Origin of the sequence: Variovorax sp. UMC13, assembly GCF_014170375.1 — a bacterium.
GTDB lineage: Bacteria > Pseudomonadota > Gammaproteobacteria > Burkholderiales > Burkholderiaceae_C > Variovorax.
On record NZ_LZZW01000018.1, the window covers coordinates 303443 to 323040 of the forward strand.

The window sequence follows — 19598 nt, forward strand, 5'->3', positions numbered from 1 at the left end:
CCCAGGATTCCTCGACATGAACTCTCTCGACGCCACATCCCGCGCGCCCATCGTTGCCGCTGCGCCATCGACGCCCAAGCCCGCACGCCGAGGCGGCTTCGCCCCCGGCTGGATCGGCACGCTCGCCGTGCTGGCCCTGCTCGCCATCGGCCTGACCTTCGTCGCCAAGGGCTTCCAGCTGTTCCAGGCCACCATGGTGCTGTCGTACGCGATCGCGCTGCTGGGCCTGAACATCCTGACCGGCTACAACGGCCAGATCTCGCTGGGCCATGGCGCCTTCTATGCCATCGGCGCGTACACCACGGCCATCCTCATGGAGCATGCCGGCACGCCGTACTGGGCCACGGTGCCGGCCGCGGCCGTGGTCTGCCTGGTGGTGGGCTATGCCTTCGGTCGGCCCGCGCTCAAGCTCGAGGGGCTGTACCTCGCGCTCGCCACCTTCGCGCTGGGCGTGGCCATGCCGCAGCTGCTGAAATACAAGCACCTCGAAGCCTGGACCGGCGGCGTGCAGGGCATCGTGCTGATGAAGCCCGACGCGCCCTTCGGCCTGCCGCTCACGCCCGACCAGTGGCTCTACCTGTTCGCGCTCTTCGTCACGGTGGTGATGTTCGTGATCGCGCACAACCTGCTGCAGAGCGGCACCGGCCGCGCGATGCGCGCCATCCGCGACCACGCGATGGCGGCCGAGGCCATGGGCGTGGACAACAGCCACTACAAGTCGATGACCTTCGGCGTGTCGGCCGCCTACACCGGCGTGGGCGGGGCGCTGTCGGCCATCGCGGTGCAGTTCGTGGCGCCCGATTCGTTCACGCTCTTCCTGTCGATCTCGCTGCTGGTGGGCATCGTGATCGGCGGCGTGGGCACGCTGTGGGGCGCGATCTTCGGCGCCATCTTCATCATGTTCGTGCCCTCGCTGGCGGAGAAGGTGTCGAAGGCCGCACCCTGGGCCATCTACGGCGTGGTGCTGATCGCGATCATGTTCGCGATGCCCGGCGGCGTGGTGGGCCTGCTGCGCAAGATCCAGGCGCGCTTCAAAGCCCATGGATGAACCCGAGGCGATCGCCGCCGCACTGCAGGCGATCGCCGCGCGCATCGCCCCCGGCGGGCGCACGGTCGACGGCCTGCGCCGGCTCTCGGGCGGTGCCAGCCAGCAGACCTGGGCCTTCGAGCTGGGCACCGCAGGGGAGGGCGCTCTGCCGCTGATCCTGCGGCGTGCCCCGGGTGTGCAGAGCGCGCGCGACCACGGCTCGGCCGGCCTCGCGACCGAAGCCGCGCTGATCGATGCCGCCCGCGCGCTGGGCGTGCCGGCCCCCGCCGTGTGCCATGTGCTGCAGCCCGCCGACGGCCTGGGCGAAGGCTTCGTGATGGCGCGCATCGAGGGCGAGACGCTGGGCCGCCGGATCGTGCGCGACGAACGCTTCGAACCGGCCCGCCGCGTGCTCGCGCGGCAATGCGGCCAGGCGCTCGCGAAGATCCACCGCGTGCCGCTCGCGGGTCTGCCGCCGCTGCGCCGTTCGGGCGCGCGCGCCGAGCTCGACTTCCAGCTCGCGCTGCATCGCGGCCATGGCACGGCAAGGCCGGTGTTCGAGGCGGCCTTCCAGTGGCTGCGCCGGCATGCGCCGGCCACCGAGGCCGCGCCGGTGCTGGTGCACGGCGACTTCCGCAACGGCAACCTGATCGTCGGCGAGCAGGGGTTGCGCGCCGTGCTCGACTGGGAGCTCGCCCACATCGGCGACCCGATGGAAGACCTGGGCTGGCTCTGCGTCAACGCCTGGCGCTTCGGCCGCGACGAACTGCCCGTGGGCGGCTTCGGCACGCTGGCCGAACTGTTCGAGGGCTACACCGCCGAGGGCGGCACGGTGGACACCGGGCGCCTGCGCTACTGGCAGGTGCTGGGCACGCTCAAGTGGGGCATCGTCTGCGAGGCCATGGCGCATGCCTGGCTCGGCGGCAGCGAACGCGAGCTCGAGAAGGCCGTGATCGGCCGCCGCGCTTCCGAGGCCGAGATCGACCTGTTGGCGCTGATCGCGCCCCAAGGAGGCGCCTGATGCAGGACCACCCCAGCCCCACCGAACTGCTCGAAGCCGTGGCCGCCTTCCTGCGCGAGCAGGTGGTGCCGGCCGCGGACGGCACGCTGACCTTCCATGCGCGCGTGGCCGCCAATGCGCTGGACATTGCGCGGCGCGAGCTGCTGGCCGAGGCCGACACACAGCAGGCGGCCGGGGAACGCGCTTCGCTGCAGGCCCTGCTCGACAGCAGCGAGACCGACCTCGACGCGCTGCAACGCACGCTGTGCCGGCGCATCGCCGACGGCGCCCTCGACCTGGCCACGCCCGGCCTGGCCGACCACCTGTGGCACATCACGCGCGCCAAGCTGGCCGTGGACCAGCCCGGCTACGGCAGCTACCGGCGCAGCCTCGACCCTTCGATCTCCCGCACACCGACGCCATGAACTTCGATCTCCCGCCCGAACTGGTCGCCTACCTGGGCGAACTCGACGCCTTCATCGAACGCGAGATCGTGCCGCTGCAGGCGCAGGACGACAACGAGCGCTTCTTCGACCACCGGCGCGAATGGGCACGCACCGATTTCGACAACGGCGGCCTGCCGCGCCCCGAGTGGGAGGCGCTGCTGGGCGAGGCGCGCCGGCGCGCCGACAAAGCCGGCCACCTGCGCTTCGCGCTGCCGAGCGAATTCGGCGGCCGCGACGGCGGCAACCTCTGGATGGCCGTGATCCGCGAGCACTTCGCGGCGCGCGGGCTGGGCCTGCACAACGATCTGCAGAACGAGCATTCGATCGTCGCCAACAACCCCTTCGTGCTCGCGATCCGCGATTTCGGCACGCCTGCGCAGCGCCAGGAATTCATCGCCGGCATGCTCGACGAGAGCGTGCACCTGGCCTTCGGCCTGACCGAGCCTCAGCACGGCTCGGACGCCACCCACATGGAGACCCGCGCCGTGCCCGAGGCGCGCGGCGGCCGCGCCGGCTGGCGCATCGACGGCGAGAAGATGTGGACCACCGGCATGCACGTGGCGACGCACTGCGTGGTGTTCGCGCGCACCAGCGGCGAGGACGGCGCCGCGCGCGGCATCAGCGCGCTGCTGGTGCCGGCGCAGGCCGAGGGCGTGAAGATCGAGGAGTACCTCTGGACCTTCAACATGCCCACCGACCATCCGCGCGTGAGCTTCACGAACGTGTGGGTGCCCGAGGACGCGGTGCTGGGCCCGCTCGACGGCGGCCTTGCAGTGGCGCAGCACTTCGTGCACGAGAACCGCATCCGCCAGGCCGCCTCGAGCCTGGGCGCTGCCGACTACTGCGTGCGCGAGAGCGTGAAGTACGCCCGCGAGCGCAAGCCCTTCGGCGAGGAACTGGCGCGCAACCAGGGCATCCAGTTCCCGCTGGTCGAACTGGCCACGCAGGTCGAGATGCTGCGTCTGCTGATCCGCAAGACCGCCTGGGAGATGGACCGCATGCCCAAGCCCGAGGTCGAGAAGCAGCTCTCGGACAAGGTCTCGATGTGCAACTTCTGGGCCAACCGGCTGTGCTGTGAGGCCGCCGACCGCGCGATGCAGGTGCACGGCGGCATCGGCTATTCGCGCCACAAACCCTTCGAGCACATCTATCGGCACCACCGGCGCTACCGGATCACCGAGGGTTCGGAGGAGATCCAGATGCGCAAGGTCGCGGGCTACCTGTTCGGCTACATGGGGCCGAAGAAAAACCAAGGAGACAAGGCATGAACTCACGCATTCCACCGACGCGCCGGCGCACGCTCGCGGCCCTGGCTGCATTCACCCTGGCGGTGGCGCTGCCGGCCGCGGCGCAGAAGAAGTACGACCCCGGCGTGACCGACACCGAGATCAAGCTGGGCATGCCCATGCCGCTGTCGGGCCCGGTCTCGGGCTACTCGGTGGTGGGCAAGGTCGCGCAGGCCTATTTCAAGAAGCTCAGCGAGGCCGGCGGCATCGGCGGGCGCAAGGTCAGCCTGCTGATCTACGACGACCAGTACTCGCCGCCCAAGACGGTCGAGGTGGTGCGCCGCATGGTCGAGGAAGACCAGGTGCTGGCCATCTTCGGCAACCTGGGCACCGCGCCCAACACCGCGATCCAGCGCTACATGAACACCAAGAAGGTGCCGCAGCTGTTCATCCAGAGCGGTGCGGCCCAGTTCGACGATGCGGCGAAGTCGCCCTGGACCGTGCCCTTCCTCGGCAGCTACCAGGGCGAGGGCAGGGCCTTCGCGCGCCACATCCTGGCCAACCGGCCCGACGCCAAGGTGGCGGTGCTGATGCAGAACGACGACCTGGGCCGCGAAGTGCTCAAGGGCCTGCAGCAGGGCCTGGCCGGGCAGGCCAAGGCGAAGGTCGTGGCGCAGGCCACCTTCGAGGTCACCGACCCGACGGTCGATTCGCAAGTGGTGCAGCTCAAGAATTCGGGTGCCGATGTGCTGGTGATGGCGGCCACGGCGCGCACCGCCGCGCAGGCGATCCGCAAGACCGCCGACCTGGGCTGGCAGCCCGACCGCTACCTCAACTTCGCGGCGGCCTCGGTCAAGATGGCCTTCGAGCCCGCGGGCGCGGAGAAGTCGAAGGGCGTGATCTCGCTGGCCGTCTACAAGGAACCGATGAGCCAGCGCTGGGGCCGCGACCCCGAGGTGCTGGCCTACCTGGACCTGCTCAAGACCCATGCGCCCGAGGTCGATGCCAGCAACGGCAGCGGCGTCTCGGGCTACTTGGTGGCCGCGCTGATGGCGCATGTGCTGCAGGCCGCGGGCGACGACCTCTCGCGCGACAACGTGCGCCGCGTGGCCAGCAACCTCAAGGACGTGCGCCTGCCGATGCTGCTGCCCGGCGTGCTGATGGCCAACTCGGCCAGCGACCTGCACGCCTACGCCTCGATGCAGCCGGTGCGCTTCAACGGCGTCGAGCTCGATCCGCTCGGGCCGGTGCTGCAGATGAAGTGAGGGCGTCCGGCGCCCCCTGTCCCGCATCGGTCTCTTGTCCAGTCAGTTCCACAGCAGAATCTGCAGGGATCGAATCATTCGGGCCGAGGCGCCGGTCGGCGACGTGATCAAGGTCCGATGAAGGCCGCCGGGCCGTCCCCGTGTTCCCAACCATCAGAGAGGCAGACATGAACGAAAACACAAGCGAGTCGTCCCTTTTGTACGAGCGCGACGGCGACGTCGCGATCCTGAGCCTGCATGTGCCGACGCGGCTCAACCCGCTGACGCTCGACATCCAGCGCGGCCTGCGCGACCGCCTGGCGCGGCTGTGCGACGAGGGCACGACGCGCGCACTGGTGATCACCGGCGCGGGCAAAGCCTTCTGCGTGGGCGCCGACCTGTCGAGCATGGGGCCGAACGAGGGTGGCGGCAGCCTGGGCCAGCGCACGGCCGACACCATGGCCGAGCTGTCGAACCGGCTGATCGCCGACATCCGCGCCTTGCCTTTCCCGGTGGTGAGCGCGGTCAACGGCCCGGCCGCGGGTGCGGGCGTGGGCCTGGCGCTGGCGGCCGACGTGGTGCTGGCGGCGCGCTCGGCCTATTTCTACCTGCCCTTCATGCCCCGGCTGGGCATCGTGCCCGACCTGGGCACCACCTGGTTCCTCGAGCGCTCGATCGGCCGTGCGCGCGCGGTCGCGCTGACCTTGCTGGGCGACCGGCTGAGCGCCGAGCAGGCCGCGCAGTGGGGCCTGATCTGGTCCTGCGTCGACGACGCGGCGCTGCGCCAGGAGGCGCTGGCCACCGCGCAGCGGCTGGCGCGCCTGCCCGCGCATGCGGCGCGCGAGATCCGCAACGCCTACGAATCGGCGGGCAGCGTGCCGCTGGAGGCGCAGATGCACTACGAGGCCGAGCGCCAGCGCGAACTCATCGACCGACCCGAGTTCGCCGAGGGCGTGAAGGCCTTCGGCGAGAAGCGCGATCCGGTCTTCGGGCGCCACTGAGCCATGGCGAGCGAGAACCACACCGCGGCCACCGTGCCCGAATTCGACGCCGAACGCCTGGCCAGCCACCTGCGCGCCCAGATCCCGGGCCTGAGCGGCCCGATGCGCCTGGCACGCATCGGCGGCGGCCAGTCGAACCCGACCTTCTTCGTCGACTTCGACAACCGCGCGCTGGTGCTGCGCAAGCAACCGCCGGGCGAGCTGCTGCCTTCGGCCCATGCGGTCGACCGCGAGTACCGCGTGCTGCGCGCGCTGGCCGGCACCGACGTGCCCGTGCCCCACGCGGTGCTGTACTGCGACGACCGCAGCGTGGTCGGCACGCCGTTCTACGTGATGGACAAGCTTGAAGGCCGCGTGTTCCCGCACTACACGCTGCCCGAGATTCCTGCGGCCGAGCGCCGTGCCTACTACTTCGCCATGGCCGAGACGCTGGCGCGCCTGCATGCGGTCGACTGGGCCGCCGCGGGCCTGGGCGACTACGGCCGGCCCGGCAACTTCTTCCAGCGCCAGGTCACGCGCTGGACGCGGCAATGGGAAGCCTCGCGCACCCGCGAAGACGCGAACATCGACCGGCTCATCGCCTGGCTGCCGGCGAACATCCCGGCGGGCGACCACACGACCATCGCGCACGGCGACTTCCGCTTCGGCAACCTGATGTTCCACCCCACCGAGGCGCGCGTGATCGCGGTGCTCGACTGGGAACTGTCGACGCTCGGCCATCCGCTGGCCGATGTGGCCTACAGCTGCATGGCCTGGCACACGGGGGCCGACGAGTTCGAGGGCATGCTGGGCGTCGACCTGGCGGCCGAGGGCATCCCGACGCAGGCCGATTACGCCGCGCACTACCGCCAGACCGGCGGCCATGCGGAGCCGGTGACGAACTTCCACCTGGCCTTCTCGCTGTTCCGCTTCGCGGTCATTCTCGAAGGCATCGCGGCGCGCGCACGCAGCGGCAGCGCGGCCGCCAGCGACGCCGTGCAGGTGGGCGCGCAGGCCGCGGGCTTCGCGCGAAGGGCCGCGGCGCTGATCGACTGAAGGGGCGTGCAGGGAGAGGTGGGAAAATCCCGCTTCTCCATGACCGACGCTCTGCTCCTCGATTCCCCCTCGCCGCTGCTCGACCGCCTGCAGACCCTGGCCGACTGCCCGCGCGCCGAGGGCTATGCCTGCATCACGGCGCGGCGCGAGCATGGCGCGAGCTCGGTGACCATCGAGGGGCCGACGCTGGCCATCGTGCTGTCGGGTCAGAAGTGGCTGCGCGGCGCGGGCATCGACCTCACGATCGACCCCGGCCAGCTGTTCCTGGTCACGCGCAGCTGCCGCATCGACGTGATGAACCGGCCCGATGCGCACAACGGCCTCTACCTCACGCTGACCATCCCGCTGTGCGCCGAGGTGATCGATGCGGCGCGCCTGCTGTGGGCGGTGCCGGTGGTGCAGGGCGGCGACAGCATCGTCGCCATGCCTGCGGCCCGGCTCGAGGCCGACCTGATGGCCTGGAGCGGCGCGCTGCAGGCCGCGCGCTACGGCGAGGCGCGGCTGGCGCTCGCGGCCATGCTGGTGCGCCTGTGCGGCTGGGGCCACACCGCGATGCTGGTGCCGCCACCGCCCAGCCTGGCGGCGCAGGTGCAGGCCCTGGTGGCAGCGCAGCCCGAGCGCGACTGGCGCTCGGTGGACTTCGAGGCCGCGCTGGGCATGAGCGGCGCCACCCTGCGCCGGCGCCTGGCGGCCGAGCACACCTCGCTGAGCGACGCGATCACCGAAGCCCGCCTTGCGCACGCGATGACGCTGCTCTACACCACGCGCTGGCCGGTGAAGACCGTGGCCGGGCGCGTGGGCTACCGCTCGAGCGCGAGCTTCGTGCGGCGCTTCGTCGCGCGTTACGGGCTGCAGCCCGGCGACATCGGCAACGCCGAAGGCTGAGCACGGCGCGAGCGTTTCACGCACGAAGTTGAGCGCCTCGCGAGGCGCGCCGCACCGAGGATGAGGCTTCCTTGTCCCTGGACCTTTTTCATGCCTCTTCATGCTTCTTCCCGCCTGCGCCTGCTCATCGCCGCCGCGGCAACGACCTTGGCGCTCGCCGCGCCGGCCCAGCCGAACGCGCAGGTGCCGGGCTACTACCGCCAGGCCATCGGCGACTTGCGTGTGACCGCGCTGTTCGACGGCGTGGTGCCGCTGCCGCGCGCCCAGCTCACCGGCATCGCGCCCGCGCAGGTCGATGCGCTGCTGGCCGACCGCCATGTGCCCGAGGGCGAGAAGGGCCTGCAGACGGCGGTCAACGCCTACCTGGTGGAGCGCGGCGGCCTGCGGGTGCTGGTCGACGCGGGCACCGCGCAATGCTTCGGCGAAGGCCTGGGCCAGGTGCTGGCCAACCTGCGCGCGGCCGGCTTCCGGCCCGAGGACGTCGATGCGGTGCTGATGACCCATGCCCACCCCGACCACCTCTGCGGCGTGCTCGACGCGCAGGGCGCGGTGGCCTACCCGAATGCCACGCTGTGGCTCGCGCGTGAGGAGGCGGCCTATTGGGAAGACCCGGCCTCGGAGGCGTCCACCCCGGAATCACTGCGCTTCCTGTTCGGCATGGCGCGGCGCGCGATCGCACCCTATGCGGCGGCCGGCAGGCTGCGCCGGTTCGGCCCCGGCGATGCGCTGCCCGCCGGCTTCACGGCGCTGGCCTCGCACGGCCACACGCCGGGCCACACCTCCTTCCTGGCCGACGGCGGCAGGGACGGGGCGCAGAAGCTGCTGGTCTGGGGCGACGTGCTGCACTACCACGCGGTGCAGTTCGCGCGGCCAGAAGCTTCCTTCGAGGCCGACACCGACCGCCCGCAGGCCATCGCCTCGCGCCGTGGCCTGCTCGAGCGCGCGACGCGCGAAGGCTGGTGGGTGGCGGGCGCGCACCTGCCGTTCCCGGGACTGGGCCATGTGCGGCGCGAAGGGCCGGCCTTCGCCTGGGTACCGGCCGAGTTCTCGCCGCTGCCGGCGGGGCGTTGAGGGATCGCGTCAGCCGACTTTTCTGTCGCGGCCGGCCCAATGCGGCTCGCGCAGCTTGTACTTGAGGATCTTGCCCGCCGGCGACAGTGGCAGTTCGCTCGCGAAAGCCACGCTGCGCGGGCACTTATAGCCCGCGATCAGTGTGCGGCAGTGCGCGATCAGCGCCTCGGCCGTGAGCGCCTGGCCTTCGCGCAGCACCACCACCGCGTGCACGCGCTCGCCCCAATGCGCGTCGGGCACGCCGACCACGGCGCACATCGACACCTGCGGCAGCTGCGTGATCGCGTTCTCGACCTCGGCCGAGTACACGTTCTCGCCGCCGGTCACGACCATGTCCTTGAGCCGGTCGACGATGTAGAGGAAACCGTCGTCGTCCATGCGGCCGCCGTCGCCGGTGTGCATCCAGCCGTCGCGCAACGCCTCGGCGGTCTGTTCGGCCTTGTTCCAGTAGCCGGCCATCACCATCGGGCCGCGCGCCGCGATCTCGCCCACCGTGCCGTTGGGGACCGGCAGGCCTTCGGCATCGACGATGCGCACTTCGGCGATCGGCACCGGCCGGCCGGCCGAGCGGCGGCGGTGCGCGGGCTGCTCGGGGTGGTGGCACCAGGCGGGCAGCACGGTCACCACGGGCGACAGCTCGGTCATGCCGTAGAGCTGGCAGAAGCCGGCCTGGGGCAGCTTCTCGATGGCCTGCATCAGCAGCGCGTCGTCGATGGGCGCCGCGCCGTAGAGCACCAGCTGCAGGCTCGAGGTGTCGTAATCGGCGAAGCGCGGATGCTCGATCAGCCGCTTGACCATGGTGGGCACCATGAAGGTCTCGCTGGCGCGCTCGTTCTGGATCGCCTCCAGCACCTGGACCTCGTCGAAGGCCGGCATCACGATCTGGGTGCAGAGCCGCAGCATGAGCTGCAGCGTCAGGCCCACGCCGCCCACATGGAACAGCGGCGCCATGTTCAGGCCCACCGCGTCGACCGGACGCGTGGCCGCCATGTTGGCCGAGAGCTGGCCCGTATAGAGGTTGGTGTGCGTCAGCATCACGCCCTTGGGCTGGCCGGTGGTGCCGCCGGTGTACATCACGGCCGCGAGGTCGGCGCCGCCGCGGCGCGCATCGGCCACGGGCACGGCCTGCGCCATCAGCGCCTCGGCATCGTGCAGGCCCTCGGGCGCGGGGCCGTCGTCGAACCAGACCAGCGTCTGCAGCGAGCGTGACAGGCCGTGCTGCTGCGCGCCCAGCGCCGCATGCTTCGCGTCGACCAGCAGCAGCCGCGTGTCGCAGTCGTCGAGCGAGTAGGCGACCTCGCGCGCGCTCCAGCGGATGTTGACCGGGTTGACCACCGCACCGGCCCACCAGGCCGCGTAGAAGAACTCCACATAGCGGTCGGAGTTGAGCGCCATCATGCCGACCCGGTCGCCGGGCTGCACGCCCTGCGCCTGCAGCACCGCGGCCAGCCGCGCCACGCGGTCGACGAAGGCGGCGAAGCTGCTGCGGCGCGTGCCGCAGACCAGGGCCGTGGCCTGGGGTTTTTCCTGCAGGGCCTTGTGCAGGGGCTGGGTGAGTTCCATGAAAAGCGGTCTCCGGGAGGGCGTGAAAGGGCGGGGCGCGTGAGGGTCCCGCCCGGCCTCGATTCTTGTGCGCGGGCCGTGGCTTGGCTGTCGTCCGAATCGACGATTCGGCGCGTAGCGTGCGATGGGCCAGCACGGGTGAGCACGCCAAATTCGTCCCTTTGGACGAGCGTTCGCCACGATGCAGCGGCCGAGAATTCTCCGGGGCCGCAGCACGCGGCCTGCGACACACCGGAGACAAGACAATGCCCAACCCAACCGCCATCCGCGCCGCCGATCTCTGCAAGCGCGGCTTCTGCCGCGGCGCCATGGCCGCCGCCTCGGCCGTGCTCTCGCTGTCCTTCCACGTGCAGGTGCAGGCACAGTCCGCCGCGCCGTTCCCGTCGAAGCCGATCACGCTGCTGCTGCCCTTCACTGCGGGCGGCGCCACCGACGTGCAGATCCGCGCGCTGGCACAGGCCGCCTCGCACACGCTGCGCCAGCCGGTGGTGGTGGTCAACCAGCCGGGCGTGGCGGGCACCATGGCACCGGCCGCGATGGCACGCAGCGCCGCGCCCGACGGCTACACGATCTCGATGATCCCCTCGACGCTGTTCCGCCTGCCGCATGTGCAGAAGGTCAACTACGACCCGGTCGCCGACTTCACCTACATCATCGGCGTGACCAGCTACAGCTTCGGCATCGTGGTGGCCGCCGACGCGCCCTGGAAGACGCTGCCCGAACTCATCGCCGCGGCCAAGGCCACGCCCGACAAGATCTCCTTCGGCGCGATCGGGCAGGGCAGCTCGGGCCACATCGGCATCTCGCGGCTGTCGCGGGCCGCGGGCTTCCTGCTCAACTACATCCCGTTCAAGGGCGCCTCCGAAGTGGTGCAGGCCACGATGGGCGGCCACATCCAGGTCATGACCGAGGCCGGCTGGGGCAGCATGGTGGAAGCCGGCAAGCTGCGCCTGCTGGCCGTGATGGACGAGCAGCGCTCGCCGCGCTGGCCGCAGGTGCCGACGTTGAAGGAACTGGGCTACGACATCGCGGTGCGCTCGCCGGTCGGCCTGGCCGGCCCCAAGGGCATGAGCCCGCAGGTCGTGAAGACGCTGCACGACGCCTTCCTGGCCGCCAGTTCCGACCCGCAATTCCTCAAGGCGCTCGAAGTGCAGGGCCAGCCCGCGGTCCACATGGACAGCGAGCAGTACCGCCGCTTCGCCATCGCCCAGACGGCCAGCGACAAGCGCTTCGTCGAGGAACTCGGCTTCAAGCTCAACGAATGACAACGCAATGAATCAAGCATCCTCCTCACTGCACCGCTTCCTGCACCCGCGCTCGATCGCCTTCGTCGGCGCGACCGAACGCTCGGTCTGGTCGAACGCCGCGCACGCCACGCTGCAGAAGCTCGACTACGACGGCCGCCTGTACCCGGTGAACCGCCGCGGCGGCGAGGTCTACGGCCGCAACGCCGCCACCTCGGCCAAGGCCATCGGCGAGCCGGTGGACATGGCGCTGCTGATGATCCCGGCCGAGGCGTTGGACGAAGCGCTCGACGACCTGCACGCGGCCGGCATCGGCAACGCGGTGCTGCTGAGCTCGGGCTTCGCCGAGGCCGGCGCCGAGGGGCGCGAGCGCCAGCAGCGCCTGAGCGCCATGGCGCGCGAGCGCGGCCTGCGCATCCTCGGGCCCAACTGCCTGGGCTTCATCAACTACGTCGACCGCTCGGCGGTCTGGACCGCGTCCATCCGCGATCCGCTGCCGGCCGGCACGCTAGGCATCGTGTCGCAGAGCGGCGCGCTCGCGGGCCAGCTGTCGTTCATGGCGCAGGTGCACGGCATCGGCCTGAGCCGGCTGGTCTCGACCGGCAACGAGTCGGACATCCACATCGCCGAGGTCATCGACTACCTGGTCGACGACCCGCACACGCAGTCGATCGCGGTTTTCGCCGAGACCGTGCGCGACCCCGCGCGCTTCGCCGCCGCGGCCGAGCGCGCACTGGCCGCGGCCAAGCCGATCGTGGTGCTCAAGATGGGCAGCAGCGAGATCACCGCCCAGGCCGCGCAGGCCCACACCGGTTCGCTGGTGGGCGACGACCGCGTGTTCGACGCGGTCTGCCAGCGCCTGGGCCTGATGCGCGTGCGCGGCATCGAGGACCTGGTCTTCACGGCCGCTTTCGCCAGCCAGACCGGCGTGCTGCCGGCCGGCGGCGTGGCCGCGGTCTCGATGTCGGGCGGCATGTGCGAGATCATGGCCGAGCGCGCCGACGAGGAAGGCCTGGCGTTGCCCGCGCTGGCGCCCGCCACCGTGGCCGCGCTGGGCGAGGTGCTGCCGGGCTACGGCACGGCCCACAACCCGCTGGACGTGACCGGCGCCGCCATGCTCAAGCCCGAGCTCTTCGGCGACGCGCTCGCCGCGCTGGTGCGCGACCCGGGTATCGGCCTGGCCGTGGTGGTGGCCGATGTGCCCAACGCCCCCGTCAACGACACGCCACTGACCGGCGCCGTGCTGAAGGAAGTGGCGCGCGGCCTGGCGCAGAGCCCCGTGCCCGCCATCGTCTGCAGCCACTACGTGATGCAGGTCACCGAGCGCTCGCGCGCGCTGATCGAAGAGAGCGGCGTGCGCCACATCGCCTGCGGCATCCACCACGCGATGAGCGCGGCCGGTGCGGTGCGGCGCTGGTCCGACGCGGTGCACCGCCATCGCCAGGCACAGGCGGCCGCCACGGTGGCAGCGCCTTCGGCCGACCGCCCGGCCTCCGAACGCGAGACCTTGGCCTGGCTGGGCGCGCGCGGCGTGCCGGTGGTGCCCATGCAGCTGTCGCGCGACGTCGACGAGGCCGTGCGTTTCGCGCGCGGGCTCGAGGCGCCGGTGGTGCTGAAGATCGCCTCGGCACAGATCCCGCACAAGACCGAGGTCGGCGGCGTGGCGCTGAACCTGCAGGGCGACGCCGCCGTGGCCGAAGCCTGGACGGCGATGCACGCCCGCGTGCGCGCGGCCCGGCCCGATGCGCAGATCGACGGCATCCTCGTGGCACCGATGCGCCGCGACGGCCTCGAACTCTTCGTCGGCACGCTGCGCGACCCGCAATGGGGCGCGGTGCTGGCCGTCGGGCTGGGCGGCATCTGGGTCGAGGTGCTGCAGGACACCAGCCTGCGCGTGCTGCCCGTGACCCCGGCGGACGTGAAGGACATGCTGGCCGAGCTGCGCGGCAGCCGCCTGCTCGACGGCTGGCGCGGCGCCCCCGCGGCCGACCGCGACGCCATCGCCGAGGCCGTGGCCGCGATCGGCAATGCCGCGCTGGCCTTGGGTCCCGAGCTGGTGTCGCTCGAGGTCAACCCGCTGCGGGTGCAGGGCCGCACGGTCGAGGCGCTCGATGCGCTGGCCGTGTGGGGCCCGGCCGGCTGACGCGCAGCCATCCATCGAAGAACCACAGGAGACAGAACACCATGCTGCAACGACGACGATTCGCCCAATGGGGCGCCAGCGGGCTGCTGGCCCCCGCACTCGGCGCGCTGCCCGCACGCGCGGCCACGACCTACCCGACCCAGCCCATCAAGGTGATCGTGTCCTCTGCCGCCGGCGGGCTGGTCGACGGCATCGCGCGCACGATCGCCGAACGCATCGCCAAGCCGCTGGGCCAGCCGGTGCTGGTCGACCCGAAGCCGGGCGCCAACGGCGCCATCGCCGCGTCCTTCGTGGCCAAGGCCCCGGCCGACGGCTACACGCTGCTGTTCGCGGTCAATTCCTTCGTGCTCGCGCCGCTGCTCATGGTCAAGCCGGGCTACGACGTGTTCAAGGATTTCGCGCCGGTCTCGCTGTCGAACTACGGCCTGCTGGTGTTCACCGTGGGCGCGTCGGTGCCCGCCAACAACATGCGCGAGTTCATCGCCATGGCCAAGGCCCAGCCGGGCAAGCTGAGCTTCGGTTCGGCCGGGCAGGGCTCGTCGGGCCATCTCTACGGCGAGAAGCTGATGCGCGACGATGGCCTGGAGATGACGCACGTGCCCTACAAGGGCGGCGCACCGCTGATGGTCGACATCCTGGGCGGCCAGGTGCAGGGCGGCTTCCTCACCATGGGCGAGGCGCTGCCGCACGCCAAGTCGGGCCGCGCCAAGCTGCTGGGCGTGTTCGGCACCCGACGCATGCCGCTCGCGCCGCAGATCCCGACCTTCACCGAGCAGGGCTTCAAGGGCTACGAACATGGCGGCTTCTGGGGCTTCTTCGCGCCCACGGGCACGCCACAGCCGGCGATCGACAAGGTCGCCGTGGCGGTGCGGCAGGCCGTGGCGCAGCCGGACCTTCAGGAGCGCATGGTCGGGCTGGGGCTGGAGCCTTCGGGCGAGGGACCGGGGGAACTGATGGCGGCGGTGCGGCGGGAGAACCTGCTGTGGTCGCGGCTGATCAAGGATTTGAATCTGCGGGTGGAGTGAGGAGGGCGCCCCGAGCGTTCCCGTGCTGGCTGCGGGTCAACGCGGCCCGGCAGACCGCGCGAAAGACCAGGGCGGGTCGACACGCTCACCCGCTCTCGGCGGCGTCAGGCGCCATCTGCTGGCCCGGCGACTGCCTATTGCGGCAGGTCTGCCGTGTGGCTGGTGTAGAACGTGATGCCGTTGCCATCCGGATCGGACAACCCGAAGTAATCGTGGCCGAAGAGCTGGTCGTCCGCGATTTCATCCACGGACAAGCCCTTTTCGACCAGGCTCGTCCTGAAGCGCGCCAGATCGTCCCTGGACCGTCCCTCGATCATCAGATCGAGGTGCTCGTTGAAGAACGCGCTCCGCTGGCCCAGATGGCCGGACTCGATCGAAAACGGCTGCGCGTCGCGCTTGTCGAGCAGCAGGATGTGGGTCCCGCCGCGCAACTCGATGATTCCCAGGCCGGGATATCTTCCGAAGGGACGCAGCCCCAATTCGGAATAGAACTTGTAGCTTGCATCGATGTCGTTGACCTTCATCGCAAAATGCCCGAAGGCCGCGACGGGTTGATGTCCGTTCATGGCGTGCTCATCCTTTGGAGGTTCCACCGATCGCTGATCGACAAGCGCCCGCTTGTCATTGGGTTCTCAACGACCGCCAACCCGAAGACATCGGCACGACGCAGAAGGCCGCCTTTCTCGTCACCGCACTGGTTCGCGCGCCCGACATGATGGAGCCGGCGAGACTCTGCTACCGCCCATTGCTCGATCCGCTTCTCTGCGCGGAGTGCGCCTCTTCATGAAGTCGCGGAAAGAACGCGTTGAAGGCGATGAGGTCGACATTCGACGCAGCGCTGGACGCTGCAGCCGCAGGTCGAAAAGCAACTTTTCCCCACCCCCTTGCCTCCTGCCACTTACCAGTTTTCGGGGATAGACAGGCTGGCACCCCATCCCTAGGCTCGAACGCATTCACATTTGGTTGCATTCACCTGGGCAATTGCCATGTACAAATTTTTCATGTCCCACGCACGGGCTGCAGTGCATCTCTTGTTTTTGTACCGGCGGCGCATGGGTGCAGCCCTCTTGCCAAGTGTGACGGCAGCGCTTGTGGCCTGCGGCGGCGGGGATGGCGCAGGCTCCCTGCCGCCTCCAGCAACCGTGCAACCTCCGACGAGCGCCAGTTACGCCATCGGCGGCACGGTCGGCGGCCTGAGCGGCACCATCGTTCTGCGCAACAACGACAGGGACGACCTCACGCTCACGGCCGACGGCGCCTTTGTCTTCGCCACCGGCGTGACAGCGGGCAACCCCTATGCCGTGACCGTTGCCCGGCAGCCTGACGGTCAGACCTGCGCCGTCAGCGCAGGCCTCGGCAGTGCAACGGCCAATGTGACGCAAGTGCGCGTGGTGTGCGCGGCCCAGACCTTCCCCATCGGGGGCACCGTCAGCGGCCTGTCCGGCACGCTCATGCTGCGCAACAACGGAATCGACGAACTGAGCGTGTCAGCCAACGGTCGCTTCAACTTCGCTCAGGCGCTGCCTTACGGTGCCGCCTATGAAGTGACGCTGCGGACCCAGCCTCTGGGCCAGGCCTGCACGCTGACCCATGCCAACGGCACGGTCACGGCGCCGGTCACGTCCATCGTCGCACTCTGCGTGGCCGACCCGTTGACGCTCGCGCCGCCGATTCCCGCCCCGCCCACCATGGCCTACGCGCCCAAATCGTTCCTGTTCAGTTGGCCGGCCATCGGCAACGCCAGCTACTACCGCCTGGGCGAAGACCCGGGCGCCACAGGCAGCTTCACCGTGCTGGCCGACAACCTCGGCAGCACCACCTATGCGCTGCAGGAGCTGGCACTGACCCAGCCGCCGGCCGCCTGGCGCTATGCCTTGCAGGCCTGCAATGCCAATGGCTGCAGTCCGTGGTCGCTGCCGGTCACGGCGGACGCAAAGCAGGCCATCGGCTATTTCAAGCCGGAGGCCGTCACCGACATCCGCGACTTCGGTCAAGGTGTGGCCCTGTCCCCGGACGGCAGCGTCATGGCCGTTGGCGCTTCGGCCACCCTGGAATTGTTCACGCGCAGCGCGGGCCAGTGGCAGTGGGCGCAAACGCTGAGCTTCCAGGTCGGAAGCTATCCCAGGCCCGTCATCTCTGACGACGGCACCTTGCTGGTGGGCATGTTCGGCCACGATGGCGCGTTTGCCGACCAGGGCCTGGTGCAGGTGTTCTCACGAACTCCATCGGGCTGGACGCAGTCCGACGCGTGGAACCCGCCAGCGCCTCGCTATCTCGGCAACTTCGGCGCGTTCCTCGGTATCTCGCGGGACAGCACGGTGGCCGTGGTCGGAGAGTACGCGAGCCCCAGCGGCGGAAGCTTTCACGTGTACCGCAAGACAGGCGGCATCTGGGCCAGGGAGGCCACAATCGAACCTGAGCATCCGCAGCGGGGCGGGCTGTTCGGCGTGCAGGCCAAGATCTCGGCCGATGCCAGCACGATCGTGGTGGGCGCACAGTACGAACGCAGCGGCTCGCTCACCGATGAAACCGACACCAGCATGGCCAATGCCGGCGCGGCATTCGTCTATGGCTACGATGCGGGCGCGGACGCATGGACCAAGCGTGCCTACCTCAAGGCACCGCTGCCCGGCGTCGACGATCTGTTCGGGGCCTCCACCGCCATCTCGGGCGATGGCGACACGGTGGTCATCGGTGCGCGCAACAAATCGGTCGGCGGCGTGCTTCGCGCGGGTGTCGCGTATGTGTTCCGGCGCCATGCGGGCGCCTACACCCTCGCCCAGACGATCCCGGCGCCCCAACCCGTGCCGAACGCCGCCTTCGGCGGCTTCGGCATGGCGCTCACGCCCGACGGCACCGTCCTGGCGATCGCCGCGCTCGGTGATTCGAGCAATGGAACCGGCGTCGATGCCGACCCGACGCAAGGCGCGGCCCCGACGGCTGGCGCCGTTCACCTGTACCGACTAACAGGCGCGCAGTTCGCCCACACGAGATACCTGAAGGCGCCCAACACCGGAAGCGGCGATGCGTTCGGCAGCGTGATCGACATCGCGGCGGACGGCCGGACGATCGCGGTGGGCGCGACGGGAGAAAGCAGCGCCGCGAGTGGCATCGGGGGCGATCAAGCCGACAACAGCAGCACCAGCCGGGGGGCGGCATACCTCTACTAGCAAACCAAGGGAAATCGCCGCCCTCTACCGTCGGCCTCGTAGACTTCCTTGCCGTCGCAGCGGTGACGCCCTGTGCGGCTGCAGCGCGCACAGCATCGAGGCCTTCCAGGGTCATCTGCTTGACCCTCTCGAGTCGGCGGGCAAAGGTAAGCCGGGCATGCTTATGGGTGTTCATCCGGTTTTGGGTTTTGAGTGGATTGGGGGTTTGGCGACTTCCAGTCTCTCAAAACTTCTCCGGGTGAACACCCGAAACAACCTATTGGGCCTTCACAACCAGGCCGCTGCCTCGCGCAGCCCGACGCGTCTTGTCTGCAGCCAAAGGACCGCCGCCGCCGCTGCAGCAGCCGACGCACCCGCCAAGGGAACCAGCGACAGGTCCGCATACGAAATGGTGAGGCTGCCCAGTCCCCCACCCAGCGCCGTTCCCAGGTTGAAGGACGCGATGTTCAAGCCCGCAGCCACGGCCGTCGACGCGGGCGCCAGTGCCTGGGCCTGCTTCAGCAGACGCAGGGTCAGCAAGGTCACGATGCAGAAGAAGAACATGCCCAACGATCCGACAAGGACCACTATCGCGGCCGGAGAACCGTTCAAGACATACAAGCCGAGCAGGTTCAAGGTCAGCCCGGCCAACGCGGCCAGGGTGCTGCCGACGGGCCCCATCGCATCCGCCAGATAGCCGCCGAGAAGGTTGCCGGCGATGGCGCACAGGCCGAATCCAAGCATTGCCGCGCTCAGCCATCGGACGTCGACGCCGGTGACGTCCAGCAGGTAGGGCGAAACGAAGGTGAAGAAGGAAAAGGTCGCGACGCTCACCAGCGCGCTGATGCCGGCCGTGGTCATCAACTGCGGGTGCGCGACGGATTGCAGACCCTGCCACGCACTCATCCGACGGTCAGGGTGCGCGTCGGCCTGACGAAGGGGCATGAAGAACAGCAAGCCGAACATGCTCAGGGTGCCCAGCGCCCCGATGGCCAGGAAGATGATGCGCCACGACCAGAGGCTGCCGAGGAAGGTGCCCATCGGCACGCCGACGGCGAGCGCCAGCGTCAGTCCGATCCAGACCACGGAGAGCGCGCGGCCGGCGCGTGTCGGGTCGACCAGCTTCGTCGCGGCATCCGACGCGACCGCCATGAAGACGCCATGCCCCAGTCCCACCACGAAGCGGATGGCCATCAGCGTCGGAAGGTTCGGCGAAAGGCTCATCAGCACGCTGCCAAGGGCCAGCACCGCCACGGCCGCCATCAGGACGTGCTTGTCCCGCCAATGCGACACAAAGGCCGTGACGAAGGGAGCGCCGATGGCCGCGCCAAAGGCATAGGCCGCGATGGCCGTCCCCACCGCGGCGATCTGGGCATGAAGGTCCGTGGCCATGGCAGAGAGCAGGCCCGCAACGACGAATTCGGAGAGTCCGAAGGCGAAGGTGCACAGTGAAAAAACATAGATGGCTGCAGGCATGGGGTTCCAAGGTCGGCGACGGAAAGAAGACCCCGGAACGCTTCGCGCGGCCATGGCCGGCGC

Annotated in this window: 16 protein-coding genes and 1 pseudogene; 13 read left to right on the forward strand and 4 right to left on the reverse strand. The window is 69.9% G+C overall.

Annotation, left to right across the window (positions count from 1 at the left end):
* Positions 1-16: 16 nt before the first annotated feature.
* The 9 genes from A9977_RS16175 to A9977_RS16215 all read left to right on the forward strand — a co-directional run bounded on the left by A9977_RS16175 (position 17) and on the right by A9977_RS16215 (position 8935).
* On the forward strand, positions 17-1048 hold the full coding sequence (locus A9977_RS16175; protein ID WP_183025875.1) for a branched-chain amino acid ABC transporter permease: 1032 nt from the start codon (positions 17-19) through the stop codon (positions 1046-1048).
* Positions 1041-2048, forward strand: a complete 1008-nt coding sequence (locus A9977_RS16180; RefSeq protein WP_183025876.1) for a phosphotransferase family protein — start codon at positions 1041-1043, stop codon at positions 2046-2048. Before A9977_RS16175 ends, A9977_RS16180 begins: the two co-directional genes overlap by 8 nt.
* Complete coding sequence (locus A9977_RS16185) at positions 2048-2452, forward strand: DUF6285 domain-containing protein (RefSeq protein WP_183025877.1); 405 nt, start codon at positions 2048-2050, stop codon at positions 2450-2452. Before A9977_RS16180 ends, A9977_RS16185 begins: the two co-directional genes overlap by 1 nt.
* Positions 2449-3741: an acyl-CoA dehydrogenase family protein gene (locus A9977_RS16190; RefSeq protein ID WP_183025878.1), complete on the forward strand. Its 1293-nt coding sequence runs from the start codon at positions 2449-2451 to the stop codon at positions 3739-3741. The genes A9977_RS16185 and A9977_RS16190 overlap by 4 nt, the downstream gene beginning before the upstream one ends.
* On the forward strand, positions 3738-4964 hold the full coding sequence (locus A9977_RS16195; RefSeq protein ID WP_183025879.1) for an ABC transporter substrate-binding protein: 1227 nt from the start codon (positions 3738-3740) through the stop codon (positions 4962-4964). Before A9977_RS16190 ends, A9977_RS16195 begins: the two co-directional genes overlap by 4 nt.
* A gap of 167 nt (positions 4965-5131) precedes the next feature.
* Entirely contained in the window at positions 5132-5944 is an 813-nt protein-coding gene (locus A9977_RS16200; protein WP_183025880.1) for an enoyl-CoA hydratase-related protein, read from the forward strand.
* A gap of 3 nt (positions 5945-5947) precedes the next feature.
* The gene (locus A9977_RS16205) at positions 5948-6979 is read left to right on the forward strand and encodes a phosphotransferase family protein (RefSeq protein WP_183025881.1); all 1032 of its coding nucleotides are present in this window, start codon (positions 5948-5950) and stop codon (positions 6977-6979) included.
* Positions 6980-7018: 39 nt separating this feature from the next.
* A complete protein-coding gene (locus tag A9977_RS16210) occupies positions 7019-7864 on the forward strand; it encodes a helix-turn-helix transcriptional regulator (protein WP_183025882.1) in 846 nt (281 codons plus the stop codon).
* Positions 7865-7954: 90 nt separating this feature from the next.
* Positions 7955-8935, forward strand: a complete 981-nt coding sequence (locus tag A9977_RS16215; RefSeq protein ID WP_183025883.1) for an MBL fold metallo-hydrolase — start codon at positions 7955-7957, stop codon at positions 8933-8935.
* Between the two features lie 9 nt (positions 8936-8944).
* Here the strand turns inward: A9977_RS16215 and A9977_RS16220 are convergent, their stop codons facing one another.
* Entirely contained in the window at positions 8945-10498 is a 1554-nt protein-coding gene (locus A9977_RS16220; protein ID WP_183025884.1) for a long-chain fatty acid--CoA ligase, read from the reverse strand.
* A gap of 245 nt (positions 10499-10743) precedes the next feature.
* Here A9977_RS16220 and A9977_RS16225 point away from each other — a divergent pair, with 245 nt between their 5' ends.
* From A9977_RS16225 to A9977_RS16235, 3 genes are read left to right on the forward strand one after another with little or no spacing between them, the layout of a single operon-like run.
* The gene (locus A9977_RS16225; RefSeq protein ID WP_183025885.1) at positions 10744-11763 is read left to right on the forward strand and encodes a tripartite tricarboxylate transporter substrate binding protein; all 1020 of its coding nucleotides are present in this window, start codon (positions 10744-10746) and stop codon (positions 11761-11763) included.
* Positions 11764-11770: 7 nt separating this feature from the next.
* Positions 11771-13885, forward strand: coding sequence for an acetate--CoA ligase family protein (locus A9977_RS16230; RefSeq protein ID WP_183025886.1), 2115 nt, complete (start codon positions 11771-11773; stop codon positions 13883-13885).
* Positions 13886-13926: 41 nt separating this feature from the next.
* The gene (locus A9977_RS16235; RefSeq protein WP_183025887.1) at positions 13927-14910 is read left to right on the forward strand and encodes a tripartite tricarboxylate transporter substrate binding protein; all 984 of its coding nucleotides are present in this window, start codon (positions 13927-13929) and stop codon (positions 14908-14910) included.
* A gap of 134 nt (positions 14911-15044) precedes the next feature.
* On the opposite strand, the gene A9977_RS16240 is transcribed toward A9977_RS16235, so the two are convergent.
* On the reverse strand, positions 15045-15476 hold the full coding sequence (locus A9977_RS16240; RefSeq protein ID WP_183025888.1) for a VOC family protein: 432 nt from the start codon (positions 15474-15476) through the stop codon (positions 15045-15047).
* 420 nt (positions 15477-15896) lie between these two features.
* Between A9977_RS16240 and A9977_RS16245 the strand changes: the two genes are divergently transcribed.
* The gene (locus tag A9977_RS16245; protein WP_183025889.1) at positions 15897-18080 is read left to right on the forward strand and encodes an FG-GAP repeat protein; all 2184 of its coding nucleotides are present in this window, start codon (positions 15897-15899) and stop codon (positions 18078-18080) included.
* 43 nt (positions 18081-18123) lie between these two features.
* Here the strand turns inward: A9977_RS16245 and A9977_RS34305 are convergent.
* Both A9977_RS34305 and A9977_RS16250 read right to left on the reverse strand, forming a co-directional pair.
* A pseudogene (locus A9977_RS34305) lies at positions 18124-18255 on the reverse strand (IS481 family transposase); the annotation flags it as partial.
* 92 nt (positions 18256-18347) lie between these two features.
* Positions 18348-19535: an MFS transporter gene (locus A9977_RS16250; RefSeq protein WP_183025890.1), complete on the reverse strand. Its 1188-nt coding sequence runs from the start codon at positions 19533-19535 to the stop codon at positions 18348-18350.
* Positions 19536-19598: the final 63 nt, after the last annotated feature.